This window comes from Amycolatopsis sp. N2S4-7 (genome assembly GCF_058119595.1).
This window is the reverse complement of sequence record NZ_CP172299.1, coordinates 226,631-242,994: the sequence shown is the minus strand read 5'-3', so window position 1 is coordinate 242,994 and position 16,364 is coordinate 226,631. Positions and strand designations below refer to the sequence as shown.

Annotated in this window: 9 protein-coding genes; 3 read left to right on the top strand and 6 right to left on the bottom strand. The window is 74.4% G+C overall.

Annotated features, from left to right (window positions below):
• Positions 1-61: 61 nt before the first annotated feature.
• On the top strand, positions 62-916 hold the full coding sequence (locus ACH54P_RS01155; protein WP_489910414.1) for an SDR family oxidoreductase: 855 nt from the start codon (positions 62-64) through the stop codon (positions 914-916).
• 3 nt (positions 917-919) lie between these two features.
• On the opposite strand, the gene ACH54P_RS01150 is transcribed toward ACH54P_RS01155, so the two are convergent.
• Positions 920-2,113, bottom strand: coding sequence for a PucR family transcriptional regulator (locus ACH54P_RS01150; protein WP_489910413.1), 1,194 nt, complete (start codon positions 2,111-2,113; stop codon positions 920-922).
• A 70-nt stretch (positions 2,114-2,183) separates the two neighbouring features.
• Between ACH54P_RS01150 and ACH54P_RS01145 the strand changes: the two genes are divergently transcribed.
• Both ACH54P_RS01145 and ACH54P_RS01140 read left to right on the top strand, forming a co-directional pair.
• Positions 2,184-2,861 carry a TetR/AcrR family transcriptional regulator gene (locus ACH54P_RS01145; protein ID WP_489910412.1) on the top strand — a complete coding sequence of 226 codons (678 nt, stop codon included), beginning with the start codon at positions 2,184-2,186 and terminating at the stop codon, positions 2,859-2,861.
• Between the two features lie 179 nt (positions 2,862-3,040).
• Complete coding sequence (locus tag ACH54P_RS01140; protein ID WP_489910411.1) at positions 3,041-3,700, top strand: cutinase family protein; 660 nt, start codon at positions 3,041-3,043, stop codon at positions 3,698-3,700.
• Between the two features lie 405 nt (positions 3,701-4,105).
• Here ACH54P_RS01140 and ACH54P_RS01135 read toward each other — a convergent pair whose 3' ends face one another.
• Genes ACH54P_RS01135 through ACH54P_RS01115 form a run of 5 tightly spaced genes read right to left on the bottom strand, consistent with a single transcriptional unit; the run spans position 4,106 to position 16,339 of the window.
• Entirely contained in the window at positions 4,106-5,314 is a 1,209-nt protein-coding gene (locus tag ACH54P_RS01135) for a lipase family protein (protein ID WP_489910410.1), read from the bottom strand.
• A gap of 29 nt (positions 5,315-5,343) precedes the next feature.
• Complete coding sequence (locus ACH54P_RS01130; RefSeq protein ID WP_489910409.1) at positions 5,344-6,318, bottom strand: alpha/beta hydrolase; 975 nt, start codon at positions 6,316-6,318, stop codon at positions 5,344-5,346.
• A 9-nt stretch (positions 6,319-6,327) separates the two neighbouring features.
• Positions 6,328-7,911 carry an acyl-CoA carboxylase subunit beta gene (locus tag ACH54P_RS01125; protein ID WP_489910408.1) on the bottom strand — a complete coding sequence of 528 codons (1,584 nt, stop codon included), beginning with the start codon at positions 7,909-7,911 and terminating at the stop codon, positions 6,328-6,330.
• The gene (locus ACH54P_RS01120) at positions 7,908-14,600 is read right to left on the bottom strand and encodes a beta-ketoacyl synthase N-terminal-like domain-containing protein (RefSeq protein WP_489910407.1); all 6,693 of its coding nucleotides are present in this window, start codon (positions 14,598-14,600) and stop codon (positions 7,908-7,910) included. The genes ACH54P_RS01125 and ACH54P_RS01120 overlap by 4 nt, the downstream gene beginning before the upstream one ends.
• The gene (locus tag ACH54P_RS01115) at positions 14,597-16,339 is read right to left on the bottom strand and encodes a fatty acyl-AMP ligase (protein ID WP_489910406.1); all 1,743 of its coding nucleotides are present in this window, start codon (positions 16,337-16,339) and stop codon (positions 14,597-14,599) included. The genes ACH54P_RS01120 and ACH54P_RS01115 overlap by 4 nt, the downstream gene beginning before the upstream one ends.
• Between the last annotated feature and the right edge of the window lie 25 nt (positions 16,340-16,364).

Here is a 16,364-nt window from a genome sequence, read left to right as displayed (position 1 = left end):
TGCACTTTCTCAAAGTTAGTACACTCTGTCGGTAAGCAGCCCAACCGCGAGGAGTGAACGCATGATCGTCGTCACCGGTGCCACCGGACAGCTCGGCCGTTTGGTCGTCGAGGGCCTGCTGGAGAAGGTCCCGCCCGCCGAGGTCGTCGCGGCCGTGCGCGACCCGCGGAAGGCGGACGGGTTCGCCGCCCGCGGCGTGCAGGTGCGGACCGCCGACTACGACGACCCGGCGACCCTCGCCGCGGCGTTCGCCGGCGCGGACAAGGTGCTGCTGATCTCGAGCAGCACGCCCGGGCAGCGGCTCGCCCAGCACTCGGCCGTGGTCGCGGCCGCGCGGGAGGCCGGGGCCGGCCACCTCGCCTACACCAGCGTCCTGGCCGCCGACACGACCCGGCTGTCGCTCGCCGCCGAGCACAAGGCGACCGAGCAGGTCATCCGCGAGTCGGGCGTGCCGTTCACGTTCCTGCGCAACGGCTGGTACACCGAGAACTACGCGCAGACGGTCGCGCAGGCGCCGGCGTCCGGGTCGTTCGTGGGCAGCGCCGGCGAGGGCCGCCTCGGCGGCGTTCCGCGCCTCGACTTCGCGGAGGCGGCGGTCGAGGTCCTGACCGGCGAAGGCCACGTGGGCCGGGTGTACGAGCTCGCCGGTGACGAGCCGTGGAGCTACGCCGACCTGGCGGCCGCGATCACCGCGGCCGCGGGCAAGCCGGTGTCCTACCAGGACCTGCCGCCCGCGAAGCACCAGGAGATCCTGCTGGGCGCGGGCCTGCCGGAGCCGCTCGCGGCCATGCTGGTCGACGCGGACCGCGGCATCGCCGACGGCGAGCTGTCCTCGGCTTCGGGTGACCTGCGCCGCCTGCTCGGCCGCCCGACGACGCCGCTGGCCGAAGCCGTCGCGGCCCTCGTGAAGAGCTGACGTTCACGCGCCTCGGGACCGCAGTCCCGAGGCGCGCAGGGCGGCCTGCATCGCGAACCGCGCGTCCGGGTCGTCCAGGCGCTCCCCGAACGCCTGCTTCAGCTGCCGCACGCGGTACCGGACCGTCTGCGGGTGCACCGAAAGGTCCACCGCGATCTTCTCGGAGTTGCCCCCGTTCTCCAGCCAGGACAACAGGGTCTCCCCCAGCCGGCGCCGCGTGCGGTCGGGGAACTGCGCCAGCGGGGCCAGTTCGCGCTGGGCGACCTGGTCCGCCAGGTCGTCGTCCGACAGCAGCCACAACGTCGTCAGGTGGTCGGCGCACCACGTCACCGGGGCGTCCGGCAGCACGCCGTCCGCCACCAGCCGCAGCGCCGTCCGCGCCCAGCGCAGGGAATGCGCGGCCGCCGCGAGGTCCGTCGGAGGACCCACCGCGACGCGCGTGCCGAGCCGGGCCAGGCCGTCCGGGTCCACCGGCGCCGGCACCAGCAGGTACGGCTGCGGCGGCTCGAGGTCGGCGAGCACCTCGGGGCCCCACGGGCGGCTCACCGCGGACTCGGCGGCCACGGCCGCCACTTCGGCGGGCACCGGCCACCCGGCCGCCGACGCGAGTTCGGCGAGCACCGCGTCCGGGACCGCACCGGGACCGGTGAGCAGCCGCAGCAACCGGCGGCGCAGGCCCGCCCGCGTGCCGTCGATCTCCGCCCGCGCTTCGCGGTACCCGCGCATCGACACGCGCGCGAGGTCGTCCGCGTAGCCGAAGAGCATCTCGGCGAGCTGGGCCATCGCGGCCGAGGACAGCCGGTGCCGCCGGCCCAGCCGCATGATCCAGCGCCAGCCCACCCGGGTGCCGACCCGGTAGGCCGCCTGGAGGTCGTCGAGCGTCCGGCCCTCGTGCGCCTCGCCGGCACCGAGCCGGCGGCACGTCTCGTAGAGCCGGTCGCGCGACGCCAGCGGATCGTCGACGAGGTCCACGAAGAGGGCGACGGCGCACTCGACGCCGTGCCGGGTGACGCGGCCGTACGAGCCGTCGCCCGGCCGGGCGTAGACGGGCACGGCCCGCCACACCTCCCGGACGATCCAGTCCACCAGCGCCGGGACGGCCGGCCGCATGAGTGCGGCCAGCTCCGCTCTCCCGAGCACCTCCTCGCCCGCGTCCCGGGCGACCGGGACGCGCTGTCGAGCACTGTCGCGGGGCACCAGCTTCCTCCACGGGGAGAAGCGCGCTTTACCGGGCAGTAAAGCAGGGGAGACCGTACAGTACACCTCCATGAGCGGGCAGAGTTCTCCTGATCGATCCAGCACTCGCCGCAGCCCGGCCGCCCGGCCCACCGACGACGAACTGCTCGACGCCGCCCGCGCCGTGTTCGCCGAGCGGGGGTTCGCGCAGGCCACGATGGGGCTGATCGCCGACCGCGCCGACTCCACCAAGCCGACGCTCTACGCGCATTTCGGCGACAAAGCGGCCCTTTTCCGCGCGACCGTGACGCGGGAGGTCGCCGCGTTGCAGAACTGGGTGATCGCCGCCTACGAGACGGCGAACGCCCGCCCCCTGGAGGACCGGGTCCGGCTCTCCGTGATGGCGATGTTCAGCTACGCCGGGGCCCACCCGGACAGCTTCCGGCTGCTGTTCGATTCGGCCGTCGACGAGATGTCGAACGAGCGCCGCGCGCTGGCCGACACGATCTCCGCGCACGTGGTCACCCAGATCCGCGAGCACCTCCTCGCCCACGGACGGCCGTCCGGCCCGGGCGCGGATCTCCTCGCGGCGATGATGGTGGGTCTGGTGGGCCGCGCCGCGATGCACGTGTCCCACTCCCCCGGCCTCGACCCCATGGCGGCGGGCGAACTGGCGACGGGCTTCGTGATGGCCGCCCTCCGCGGCCTCGACCCGGGTCTGCTGGAGCGCGTCGACGCCCCCCAGGCCGCCGGACAGTGCGTCACCTGAGCATCCACACCGGACCGATTATCACCTGCTGAACAATTCCCGGCGCGAACCGGAACACCCTCTTGCTCCGGTCGGCAACCGCTGCGACGCTGCCGTTACCGCAAGCGACGCACTCATTTCCGCTCCCCACGGAAAGCGCTTGCCGACCCCATTTCTCCGCAAAAGAGGTGTTGATCGCCATGATTCGCGTCCCCAAAACCCGCTGGCTTTCCGCCATCGCCACGGCCGGCCTCGCCATCGCCGGCCTCAGCGTCGCCGCCGCGCCGGCGGCTTCGGCCGCGCCGTGCACCGACATCGACGTGGCCGTCGCCCGGGGTACGGGCGAGCCCGGCTCGCTGGGCCTCATCGTCGGCGACCCGGTCTTCCAGGCCGTGCAGAACCGGCTGCGGCCGCGGTCGGTGAGCAGCTACGGGGTCAACTACCCCGCCGACCTGATCCAGCCCGCGTCGGTGCAGCGCGGCAACACCGACCTGGTGAACCACGTGCGGTCGCAGGCCGCGTCCTGCCCGCAGCAGCGGTTCATCCTGGTCGGTTACTCCCAGGGCGCCAACGTCGTCGACAACTCGATCGGCATCAGCAGCGCCGGCGCCGTCGTCGGCGGCCCGATCGCCGCGACCATCCCGGCGGACCTGGCCCCGCGGATCGCGGCCATCCTGTTGTTCGGCAACCCGATCCGCGCGATCGGCCGTCAGGTCACCGGCACCTACCAGAGCCGCACCAAGGACTACTGCGCCTTCGGCGACCCGGTCTGCCAGGCGGGCGGCCTGAACATCCTGGCCCACCTCAGCTACGGCGGCAACGCCGCCGACGCGGCCGCGTTCGCCGCCGGCAAGGTCTGACCCACGTTCGTGAAGGCCCCGCCGAAGAACTCGGGCTTGGCTTCCGGTGGTCGTTGCAACACCTGAGCTGTTCAGGGGTTTCAGTGTTCGAGATCCGCGACGACCGGTCGCCTCGAGGTCCGAGGAAGCCGGGCGATGGCGCCAGACCCATCTTGATCTTGTGGCGCGAGGCCACGGCCGGGCGGGAGACAGAGCGACGGTCTTCCGCCCGGCCGCTGCCTTCGGTGGGACGTTTCCTCCCGGTCGCGGAACGGATCCTGATCGCGGATCCGCCGCGCGAGGGCCGCTCAATGCGGGCCATCGCCGCCGAGCTGGGCCGCGATGCTCGGCCGGGGCACTCCAGCCGAGCGTTTCGCCGAACTCCTGGCCAAAGCCGGACCAAGCGGGGCCTTCACGGACCTGTTCTCAGCAGTTCGACGGCGCCGGTTCCCCGGCGAACCGCTTCACGATCCACTGGTGGGCGTCCGCGTTGCCGGCGAGGATGCCCGTCGCGTGGTCGGCGAGGTAGGTCTGCCACTGCTCGCGGACCCCGGCCGCGCAGTACGCCCGGTGCAGCGTCTCCGCCTGCGGCGTGTTGACGATCTCGTCGACGCTCGCGTGGTACTGGAAAACCGGCACCCGCGGCGGGTTCGAACCCAGCTTGTTCTCGGCCAGCCGCGCCTGCCACTGCGGTGTCGGCAGCGGATTGGCCGTGGTGTAGTCGCCGATCTTCTTGAACGCGTAGTTCAGCAGCAGTTCGGCCGTGCAGGCGTTCTTCTTCGCGTCGGCCAATTGCCGGCGGCCGGTGTCGTTGAGGAAGGAATCCAGTTTCAGGTCCGGGTAGGCGGCGTCGAGCCCGACCGCGGCGAAGGCGAGGAACCCGAAGCCGATGTAGCCGTCGAGGCCCTTGGCGACCTCGTTCAGGTCGGCCGGGACCCCGCCCGCGACGACCCCGACGACATTGAGTTCCGGCGCGTACGAGGGCTGCTTCTCCCCCGCCCACATCGAGCCGCCGCCGCCCTGCGAGTACCCCTGGAAGATCACCTTCGCCGACTTCGCCAGCCGCGCGGCCGGGAGGTTCTGCGCCGCCCGCACCGAGTCGATCACGGCGGGGCCCATGGACTGCCCGGTGATGTAGGTGGGCACGGTCGTCGGCGAGTAGCCCTCGTAGTCGGTCACCGCGACGGCGTAGCCGCTGGAGATCGTGTCGTTGATCGCGGGCTGGTCGTAGAGCGTGCCCCGCTCCATCGCCTTGGACGCCGTGCACTTGAACGCCGGGCCCTGCGTGCCGACGGCGTACCCGACGATCGGCGCCGTGGCGGGGTCCTTGCCCTTCGGCACCAGGATGGTCCCGGTCACCGCGTCCGGGCGGCCCCGCGCGTCGGTCGACAGGTACATGACCTGCCACGCGTCGGCGTTGGCCGCGTTCAGCAGCGGCACCGACGGCCGCCAGCGGATGACGTCACCGGGCTTGCCGGCCGGCAGCGGCGACGGCGGGGTGTAGAAGGAGTCGTCGAACGGCCCGGGCAGCACGGGAGCCGCGCCGGCCGGTGGGCTCGTGGCCAGCACCCCCAGCGCCGCCAGGGAAACGCCCAGGAGCGCCGACAGCACGCGTCGCCAGTGGACAGACTTCACCGCAACCTCCATCAGGGAAGGGGATCCGCTCAGGCCGGGAGGCCGAGCGCGCCGGCCAGGACCGGCCACGAGTTGTGCAGGGCCCGCTGCCAGTACGGCCAGCTGTGCGTGCCCGGCCCGTAGTAGTCGACGGTCGCCGGGACGCCGGCCGCCCGCAGCTTGTCCGTGAAGCTGCGCGACGACAGCAGCGCCGACGGTTCCAGCACGTCGGACTGCCCCGGCGGGTCGAGCGGCCCGGTCTGCCCGTTGCCGCAGGAGATGTAGAGCGCCGTGCCGCGCAGGGCGTCGACGTGGTCGTACGGGTTGTTCGCGGACCAGATCGGCTGCATCCCGAAGGAATCGCCCCAGAGGTTGAGGTAGTTGAAGATCCCGGCGCGGGCCAGGATGCCGACGATCCAGACCGGGATCCCCGGGTAGAGCGTGTTCGGCACGCCGCTGTAGGACGCCGCCGCGCCGAACATGCCCGGGTGCTTGAACGCGTACGCGAGCGCGCCGTACCCGCCGATCGACAGCCCGGCGACCGCGCGGCGCGTGCCGCCGCGGTACCCGCGTTCCACCAGCTGGCGCACTTCGGCCGTGTGGAACGTCTCCCAGTCGGGGGTGCTCTTCAGGCCGAAGTTCCACCACTTCGTGTACATCCCCGCCGGCCCGTCGGTCGGCATCACGACGAGCGCGTCCTTCGCCGCGGTGAACGCCTTGACGTCGGTGAACTGGTCCCACGAGCGGTAGTCGACCGGCTCGCAGCAGCCGTGCAGCAGGTACAGCACCGGCCAGGTCCGCGTCGGCTGCGCCGCCCAGCCGGACGGCACGATCAGCCGCACCATCCCGGTGGTGCCCAGGGCGGGCGAGCTGATCTTCAGGTCCACGGTCCGGGCGTCCAGCCAGGTTTCCTCGACGACTTTCGCGCCGTCGTCGGCCATCGCCGGGCTCGCCTGGGCGGCCGTGACACCACCACCGGCGATCAGGAGGACGACGGACAACGCCAGCAGGGCGATCCGGTTCACAGCGGCTCCTCAGAGGGGGATGTTTCCGTGTTTCTTCGCCGGCAGGGTCTGGCGTTTCGTGCGCAGCGCGCGCAGGGCCCGCGCCACCTGCAGCCGGGTCTGCGACGGCGCGACGACCTGGTCGACGTAGCCGCGCTCGGCGGCCAGGTACGGGCCGGTGTGGCGCTCGCGGTACTCGTCGGTGAGCCGGCGGCGGGCGGCCTCCCGCCGCTCCGGCGGGAGTTCGGCCAGCTCGCGCCGGTAGAGCACCTGCACCGCGCCCTCCGCGCCCATCACCGCGATCTCCGCGGTGGGCCAGGCCAGGCAGACGTCGGCGCCGAGGTGCTTGGAGCCCATCACCGCGTAGCCGCCGCCGTAGGCCTTGCGCACGACGACGGTCACCTTCGGCACCGTCGCCTCGGAATAGGCGTAGATCAGCTTGGCGCCGCGGCGGATGATCCCGCCGCGTTCCTGGCCGGTGCCCGGCAGGTAGCCGGGGACGTCGGCGAGGGTCAGCAGCGGGATGTTGAAGGCGTCGCAGAAACGCACGAACCGGGCGGCCTTCTCGGACGCGTCGATGTCGAGCACGCCGGCCTGGTGCCGCGGCTGGTTCGCCACGACGCCGACCGTGCGGCCCTGGACCCGGCCGAAGGCGCAGATCATGTTGGGCGCGAAGGCGCTGTGCACCTCGGTGAACTCGCCGTCGTCGACGAGCCGGACGATCAGCTCGGCCATGTCGTAGGTCTGGTTCGGCGAGTCGGGCACGAGCCGGTCCAGCTCGAGGTCGGCCGGGGTGAGGGCCGGGCTGGTGTCGTCGGCGTACTCCGGGGCGGGGTCGAGGTTGTTCGAGGGCAGGTACGCGAGCAGGGTCTGCACCCATTCGATCGCGTCCTGCTCGCCGGCCGCGCGGTGGTGGGCGTTGCCGGCCACTTCGCTCTGGACGGCGGCGCCGCCGAGTTCCTGCGCGGTGACCCGCTCGCCGGTGACGGCCCGCACGACGTCCGGGCCGGTGACGAACATGTGCGAGGTTTCGTCGACCATCACGGTGAAGTCGGTGATCGCGGGCGCGTAGACCGCCCCGCCGGCGCACGGGCCCATGATCATCGAGATCTGCGGGACGACCCCGGAGGCGTGCGCGTTGCGGCGGCCGAGCTCGGCGTAGTACGCCAGCGAGACGACGCCTTCCTGGATGCGGGCGCCGCCGGAGTCGTTGATCCCGACGACCGGGCAGCCCAGCGACAGGGCCAGGTCCATCACCTTGAGGACCTTTTCGCCGGAGACCTCCCCCATGCTGCCGCCGAAGACGCTGAAGTCCTGGGAGAAGACGCAGATCTGCCGGCCGTCGACGGTGCCGTGCCCGGTGACGACGCCGTCGCCCCACGGCCGGTTGGCGTCCATCCCGAACTCCGCGCAGCGGTGCCGCGCGAACTGGTCGAGCTCCACGAAGGAGCCGGGGTCCAGCAGCAGCCCGATCCGTTCGCGGGCGGTCAGCTTGCCCTTGGCGTGCTGCCGGTCGACGGCCCGCTTTTCGGCGATCCGGACGACTTCGTCCTGGCGCGCGGCCAGGTCGGCGATCCGGAAGGCCGTGGTCGGCGTGAGGTCGTCGAGCGTCATCGGGCTCCTTCCCCCACCGGCGTGGCCAGCCGCCCGGCCAGCGCCGCGGCGAGCACCGCCACGTGCGGCGGGTCGATCATCGACACGTGGTCGCCCGGCACCCGCACCACTTCGAGCGCGCTCGAGAACGCGTCCCAGCCGAGGGTGTCGTCGGTGCGCAGGTAGCGCGGGTCCAAAGTGGTCGTCAGCGGGTGGGGGTCCTGCGCGCGCAGCAGCAGCACCCGCCCGTCGTAGCGCTCCGGCGTGTAGCGTTCGGCGACCCGCGCGTCCACATAGGACTCGTACTGGTGCCGCAGGACGCCGGCGCCCAGCTCGGGCACCCGCTCGGTCAGCTTCTCCAGGACCCACCGGATCTGGGCGTCCTCGTCGAGCCGCACGAGCTCGTCGCGCGGGACCGTGAACGGCACGCCGTACGTCCGCGACACGTGGTCGGCGAACCGGTCGAAGCGGTCCAGCAGCAGCTCGCCCACCGGCGTGCCCGGTGCGGGCAGCGGCAGGATCGTGTCGATCAGGAAGACCAGCTCGACCGGCTCCCCGGCCGCGGTCAGCTGCCGCGCCGTCTCGTACGCCAGGCAGCCGCCGAACGACCAGCCACCCAGCCGGTACGGGCCGTGGGGCTGGATCTCGCGGATCAGCTCGGTGTAGCACGCGGCCTTGCCCTCGACGGTGTCCTCGTCGTCGATGCGTTCGAACCCGTACACCGGCTGCCCTTCCGGCAGCAGCCGGACGAGCTCGCGGTACACGCTCGACGGCCCGCCGGCCGGGTGGAACAGGAACACCGGCTCCGGGCCGACGCCGTCGCGCAGCAGCCGCACCGGGCCGCCGCCGTGGCCTTCGAGCTCCGCGCGCAGCAGGTCGGCCATCGCGGCGACCGTCGGCGTGGCGAACAGCCGGTCCACGGCGGGGACGCCGCCGAGCTGCTCCGCGAACGCCGCCCGCAGCCGCCGCGCGCGGTCCGGATCGCCGCCCACGGCGAAGAAGTCGTCGTGCACGCCGGGTGCGGGACCGCCCAGCTCGGCCTGCCAGTGGCGGGCGACCCAGCGCTCGGCGGGGTCGCGGGGACCGGCCGTCACCGTCGGCGCGGCCGGCGCAGCCGTCCCGAACCCGGCCTGCTCGGCGAGGTGCGCGGCCAGCTCCGCGAGGCTGGCGCCGCGCAGGAGCAGCGGGATGGGCAGCGGCAGCCCGAAGTCGCGTTCCACCGCACCCCGGGCGCGCATCGCGGACAGCGAGTCCAGGCCGAGCCGGGTCAGCGGCACGTGCCGGTCGACCTCGGCGTAGCCCAGGAGTCCCCCGACGAGCCCGGCCAGGTGGTCGGCCATCGCGGCCCGCGCGGCTTCCGGTGAGCCGCCGCGCAACGCCGCCATTCCGTCCCAAGTGGACGGTTCGGCCCGTGGGGTGAAGAGCCCGAAGAACGGCCGCTCGGCCAGGCGCGGGAAGAGGTCGAGCACCGTCTCGGCGTTCACGCGGGCGACGCCGGTCGACGCGCGATCGCGTGCCAGGACGGCATCCAGGGCCGCCAGGGCCTCCTCGGTGCCGAGCGGGTCGAGCACGGGGTTGCGGGACCCGGCCGCGGCGCCCACCTCGCCCCAGGCGCCCCACCCGATCGTCGCGGCCGGGAGGCCCTGGGCGCGGCGCCACGCGACCAGGGCGTCGGCCCACGCGTTCGCGGTGGCGTAGGCGGCCTGCCCGGGCGAGCCGAACAGCGCGGCCGCCGACGAGTAGACCAGCCACCAGTCGAGATCGTGCCCGGCGGTCGCCTGGTGCAGCCGCCAGGCCCCCAGGGCTTTCGGCCGCCACACGGCGTCCAGCGCGCCGGCGTCGAGGGTGATCGCGGCACCGTCGGCCAGCACCCCGGCGGCGTGCAGCACCCCGCGCAGCGGCACGCCCCCCTCGACGGCCGCCGCGACCAGCGCCTCGGCCGTACCGGGCTCGGCGATGTCCCCGGCCACGACCCGGACGTCGATCCCCAGCTCGCCGAGGCTCGCAGCGGCGGCGGCGTGCGGGCGGCTCGGCACCGGCCGCGCCGCCCCAGGCTCGGCGACGTCACCCGCCACGAGACCCACGTCGGCGGCGGCGGCGTGCGGTCGGGTCGGCACCGGCCGCGCCGCGCCGGGCTCGGCGACGTCACCCGCCACGAGACCCGCGTCGGCGGCGTGGCGGCTGGTCGGCACCGGCCACGCCGCGTCCGGCTCGGCGATGCCACCGGCCACGAGCCCCAGGTCACCAAGCTCCGCGTCGGCGGCGTGGCGGCTGTTCAACACCAGACGCGTCGCGCCGTGCTGCGCCAGCCACTTCGCCGCCACCCGGCCGAGGCCGCCGAGGCCACCCGTGAGGATGTACGCGCCGTCGCGGACCGGGTCGCGCAGCGGTTCGCCGAGCTCCGGGCGGACCAGGCGGCGCGTGTGGCGGATCCCCTCGCGCCAGGCGATCTCGTCGTCCGGCCCGTCCGCGCGGACCTCGTCCCGCAGCTGCCCGGCCCACAGCCGGGCCGGATCCGGGCCCGCGTCGAAGTCGACGTGGCTCACCCTGAGTTCGGGGTGTTCGAACGCGAGCACCCGCACGAGCCCGCGCAGCGCGGCCAGCCCGGGGTCGCCCGGCTCGCCGGGTTCGACGCTCAGCGCCCCGGAGCTGACCAGCCACAACCGGGGCGCCGACGGCACTTCGGCCAGCTCGGCGACCACGCCGGACAGCGTGCCGACCAGCCGCGCGGCCCGCGCCGGGTCCGGTTCGCCCGCCTCGCCCAGCAAGACGAGCACCCCGGACGCTTCCCCGTCACGCAGCAGCTTCGCGAGCGCGGCCCGGTCGCCGAGGCGGGCGGTGACCAGGTCGTCGCCGGCGAAGGCGTCGCCCAGGTCCTCTTCGGACAGCACGATCCAGCGCCGGGCCCGCTCGGGCGCGGCCGGCAGGTCGGCCGGCTGCCAGGCGGCCTCGAACAGCAGCCGCGCCAGCGCCGCGTCGCGGAACCGCCGGCAGTAGACGTCGCGGAACTCCACCAGGACGACGTCGTCGGCGTCGACGAGCTGGACGCTGCCGAGCAGGCCGTCCCCGGACGGATCGACCGAACCGACGACGGCATCCACGCGCACGCCGCGGCGTGGCTCGCCGGCGAGCACCACCTCGCCGATCGTGAGCGGCAGGTAGAGCGCGTCCGCGTCCCCGACGGCCGCGGCGAGCGCGTGCAGGCAGGCGTCGGCGAGCGCGGGGTGCAGCCGGAACGCGGGGTGGTCGGCTCCGGGCAGCGTGATCGACGCCGACGCGCGGCCGTCCGCCGCCACCACCCGGCGCAGGCCGCGGAACGCCGGGCCGTAGTCCTGGCCCAGCTCGGTGAGCACGCGGTAGAGGTCCAGGGGCTCGCCGGTGGTCTCGCCGAACGGCGCCGACGGGGTGCCGCCGGTCTCGATCCGCGCCGTGGCGTGGCGGACCCACTCGCCCTGCGCGGACTTGGCGTGCACGCTCAGCTCGGTGCCGGCGAGGCTGGTCGTCACTTCGGTGTGCTCGTCCAGCGGCAGGACTTCCCGCAGTTCGAGGTCGCGGATCCGCCCGGTCCCCGCGGCGGCGAGCGCCAGTTCGAGGAAGCCGGTGGCGGGGAACACCGGCGTTCCCCGCACGGTGTGGTCGGCGAGCCACGGCAAGGCGCCGGTGCCGGCGTCGCCGCGCCACAGGTGGCCGTCCGGGTGTTCGATGTGGACGCCCAGCAGCGGGTGGGCGCCGCCGGTGCGGGTGATCCGGCGCGGCCAGAACCGCTCGTGCCGCCAGACGGGGCCGGGCAGCTCGACCGGCGACGTCCGGGGGCGGCCGGTCAGGACTCCGTGACCGCCGCGGACGTGCACCCGCGCGAGGCTGGTGAGGAACGCCGTGCGCTCGTCGATCCGGCGGCTCGCCGAGGGCAGGCACCGGGCCCGCTCGCCGACGGTCTGTTCGATCGCGGCCAGGGCCACCGGGTGCGGCGCAACCTCGACGAACACGGTGTGCCCGTCTTTCGCGGCGGCGTCGAGCGCCTGGCTGAACCGCACCGGGCGGCGCAGGTTCGCCGCCCAGTACTCGACGTCGAAGGCGGGGGTTTCGCGCGGATCGTCCAGAACGCTGGTGTAGCACGGGATTTCCGGCTTCCCGGGCCGGATCCCGGTCAGGCCGGCGCGGAACCGGCCGAGCACGGCGTCGACGGCGGCGGAGTGCCCGGCCCCGCCCACGGGCAGCCGACGGGCCAGCCTGCCGAGGCTTTCGGCGTGCTCGACCAGGGCATCGACCTCACCGGCGGCCCCGCTGACGGTGCACTGAGTCGGCGACGCGTACACCGCGACGGTGACTTCGGGGAACTTCGCGAGCTCCGCCGGGGAAAGTTCCACGACGGCCATCGCACCGTCGCCACGCTGGTCGAGCTCGGCGAGCAGCCGCGCCCGGGTGGCCATGACGCGCAAACCCTCGCCGGCCTCGAGCGCCCCGGCGACCACCGCCGCGGCGACCTCCCCCATCGAATGCCCGAGGACGGCCGCGGGGGTGATCCCGTGGGCCCGCCACAGCGCGGCGAGCGCGAGCTGCATGCCGAAGAGGGCGAGCTGGGTCGTGGCCAGGTCCGGAGCTTCGTGCTCGAGGGTTTCGCGCAGGGAGAACCCGGCTTCGGCGCGGAAGACGGGATCGAGCGCCTCGACCTCGGCCCGGAAGGCGGGTTCGGACCGGAGCAACAGGCGGCCCATACCGGACCACTGCGAGCCATAACCGGAGAAGACGAACACAACGCCTGCATCGGCGCCGGGGCTGGGCTCGGCCACGCGCCGGTCGGCGGCGGCGTCACGGACCTCGCCGACCCGGACGCCGCGACCGGCGGCCGGTTCGCCGGAAACCGCCGGACCGGCGGCCGCGTCCCGGACCTCGCCCGCGGCCGCAACCCGGCCCGGCCCGGCGGCTTCACCGATGATCCCTCGTCCCGCCGCCAGTTCCCGCAGCCCGTCGACCACTTCGGCCCGGCTCTCGCCGACCACCGCGCCGCGAACCGGCAAATGCTCCCGCCCGTGCGCCAGCGTCGACGCGACCGCGCCCAGCGGCACCTCCGACCCCTCGAGCCAGTCCGCCAGTTCCCCCGCCCGCGCCCGCAGAACCTCCGCCGACCGGGCCGAGAGCGCGAACACCTGCGGTCCCCCGGCCTCCGCTCGCGGCGGGAACGACGCCGCCGGCCACTCCTCGATCACCACGTGCGCGTTCGTCCCGCCGAAGCCGAACGCCGACACCCCCGCCCTCGCCGTGCCCGAGTAGCGCGGCCAGTTCTCGCCCTCCGCGACCACGCGCAAGCCCGTGAAGTCGATGTGCGGGTTCGGCGCCCGGAAGTGCAGGCTCGGCGGCAGCCGCCGGTGCGTCATCGCCAGCACGACCTTCACCAGCCCGGTGATCCCGGCCGCGCCTTCGAGGTGGCCCAGGTTGCTCTTCACCGAACCCAGCAGCAGCGGGCGGCCGGGGTCTCGCCCCGCCGCGAGCACCGTCGCGAGCGCGGCCGCCTCCAAGGGATCACCCAAGGGCGTCCCGGTCCCGTGCGCCTCGACGTAGTCCACAGAGGACGGATCGACCCCGGCGGAAGCGTAGGCGTCACGCAGCAACGCCGCCTGGGCGTCCGGGTTGGGGGCCGTCAGGCCGTTGGACCGGCCGTCGGAGTTCACCGCGCTGCCGCGGATCACCGCCAGCACGCGGTCGCCGGCCCGGCGGGCCGCCCGCAGCGGCTTGAGCACGACGACGCCGCAGCCCTCACCGCGTGCGATCCCGTCGGCGCCGGCGTCGAACGGCTTGCAGCGGCCGTCGGCGGCGAGCACCCCGGCGCGGTGGAAGCCGGCCGTGATGCCGGGCGACAGCAGCACGTTCACCCCCGCGGCGAGCGCGGTCTCGCTCTCGCCGCGACGCAGGCTCTGCACCGCCTGGTGCACCGCGACCAGCGACGACGAGCACGCCGTGTCGAGGGTGAGACTGGGTCCGCGCAGGTCGAGCAGGTAGGAGAGCCGGTTCGCGGCGATGCTCGCCGCGGCGCCGGTGCCGGACCAGACGTCGACGCCGGTGACGTCGGTCATCGTCAGCGAGCCGTACTCGGTCGCCGACAGCCCGACGAACACCCCGGTCCGGCTGCCGCGCAGGGTCGCGGGCGGGATCCCCGCGTGCTCCAGCGCCGCCCAGACGACCTCGAGCAGGATCCGCTGTTGCGGGTCCATCGCCTCGGCCTCGCGTGGGGTGATGCCGAAGAACGCCGCGTCGAACCCGGCGACGTCGCCGAGGAACCCGCCGGACGACGGCAGGCCGGCGAGGTCCGCGGCCGCCGCGAACGTCTCCCAGCGACCTTCCGGGACGCCGCCGATGCCGTCGCCGCCGGAGTCGAGGAACCGCCAGAAGGCCTCCGGCGACTCGATCCCGCCCGGCAGGCGGCAGCCGAGACCGACGACGGCGATCGGTTCCTCCGCCTCGCGCTGCGGCAGCGGAACGGGCGCCGGCCCCGGCTCCGCTGTGGACAGGTGTTCGGCGAGCGCGTTGATCGTCGGGTACCGCCAGACCAGCGTCACCGAGAGCGGACGGCCGACGAACCCGCCGAGGTCCGCCGCGAGGCTCGTCGCGTCCCGTGAGGACAGTCCGGTCTCCTGCAGCGGCCGGTCGGGGTCCACCTCGCCGACGCGGGCGGCGAGCCAGGCGCGGATCGCGGCGGCGCCCGGCGCGGTCATCCGAGCCGCCGGGCGGTCAGCGCACCGTCCAGGTAGGACTTCCGGCAGCGGGCCCGGCTGATCTTGCCGCTCGAGGTGCGGGGCACTTCGCCCGGCGCCAGGAAGACGACGTCGTGCAGGCGCAGGCCGTGCCCGGCCGACACCGCCGCCCGCAGCGCGGCCGCCGCCTCGGCGAGGTCGGCGCCGGAATCCTTGGCGCGTTCGAGCACGACGACCGCGGCTTCGCCTTCTTCGCCGTCGATCGCGAAGGCCGCGGCCGAGTGCGGCCGGACCGCCGGGTGCTCTTCCACGGTCTGCTCGATGTCCTGCGGGTAGTGGTTGCGGCCGTCGACGACGACCAGGTCCTTCAGCCGGCCGGTCACGAACAGCTCGCCGTCGAAGACCACCCCGAGGTCGCCGGTCGCGAGCCAGCCCTCGCCGGTCTCCGGATCGAGCGGCGGCAGGCCGAACGTGGCCGCCGACGCTTCGGGCCGTCCCCAGTAGCCGCGGCCGACGTTCGGGCCGCTGACCCGGATCTCGCCGACCTCGCCCGGCGCGGCCGGTCGCCCGCTGACGGGGTCGGCGATCCGCACGCGCTGCCCGGCCGGGCGGCCGCACGAAACGAGCGTCGTGCCGGACGCGGCCGGCTCGGCGAACCCGGCGGCGAGCCGGGCCCGGTCGAACGTGACCTGCCGCGCCGGTTTCCCGGCGTCGGTGACGGAAACGAGCACGGTGGCTTCGGCCAGGCCGTAGGAGGACCGGTGGACCTCCGGCCGCAGCCCGCATTCGCCGAAGGCGTCCTGGAACTGCGCGATCGTGGCCGGCAGCACCGGTTCGCTGCCGTTGATGAGCGAGACGACCCGGCTCAGCTCCAGGTAGTTCTTCTCGGCCTCGGTGACGCGGGAAGCGCAGTAGCCGTAGGCGAAGTTGGGCGCCGCGCTGATCGCGCCGGGACTGGCCGAGAGCGCGCGCAGCCACCGCGACGGCCGCTCGAGGAACGCCACGGGGTCCATCAGCACCGACGCCAGGCCGCCGGCCATCGGCGCGCCGATGCCGAGGATCAGGCCCATGTCGTGGAACAGCGGCAGCCAGCTGACCGTCGACGTGGTGCCGGTCTCGGCGCCGTAGGCGGCGCACGCCTGCCGGGCGTTGGCGAGCACGTTGCGGTGGGTCAGCACGACGCCGGCGGGCGAGCGGGTGGAACCCGACGTGTACTGGAGGTACGCCGGGGCGCCGGGGTCCGGCCGGGGCCAGTCGCGCGGCGCCGCCCCGGCCGGGGCCGGCGCGTCGGCGGCGACGACGGCCGGTTCGAGGCCGGTGCCGGCGAGGAACCCGGTGACCCCGTCGATCTCCCCGGCCGTGGTGAGCACGACCCGCGGGGCGCAGTCGGCGAGCGTCGCGGCCAGCCGGCCCGCGTGCCCGGGCAGGTCGGGGGTGAACAGCGGCACCGCGACCAGCCCGGCCCGGATCGCGCCGAGGAAGGCCACGACGTAGTCGGCGGACTGCCCCGCCAGCACCGCCGCGCGCTCCCCGGCGACGGCGAGCTCGCCCAGCCGCGCGGCGACCGCGTCGACCCGCTCGTCGAGCTGCCGCCAGGTGAGCGTGACGGCTCGGCCGTCCGCGCCGGCGCGGTGGTCCAGGTGGGTCACGGCGACCTCGTCGCCCAGCAGCCGCGCCCAGTGGCCCAGCAGGGTCGCGAACGACTCGCCGTCGCGGGCCGCAGCACCCGTGACGGAAACCGGCTCGGAAATGGTTTCCATGGCTCCTCGCAGATAGCGTTTACCG

Coding starts and splice junctions, on each gene's coding strand:
- ACH54P_RS01115 (WP_489910406.1), bottom strand. CDS start 16,339: ATGGAAACCATTTCCGAGCCGGTTTCCGTCACGGGTGCTGCGGCCCGC.
- ACH54P_RS01140 (WP_489910411.1), top strand. CDS start 3,041: ATGATTCGCGTCCCCAAAACCCGCTGGCTTTCCGCCATCGCCACGGCC.
- ACH54P_RS01125 (WP_489910408.1), bottom strand. CDS start 7,911: ATGACGCTCGACGACCTCACGCCGACCACGGCCTTCCGGATCGCCGAC.
- ACH54P_RS01145 (WP_489910412.1), top strand. CDS start 2,184: ATGAGCGGGCAGAGTTCTCCTGATCGATCCAGCACTCGCCGCAGCCCG.
- ACH54P_RS01155 (WP_489910414.1), top strand. CDS start 62: ATGATCGTCGTCACCGGTGCCACCGGACAGCTCGGCCGTTTGGTCGTC.
- ACH54P_RS01120 (WP_489910407.1), bottom strand. CDS start 14,600: ATGACCGCGCCGGGCGCCGCCGCGATCCGCGCCTGGCTCGCCGCCCGC.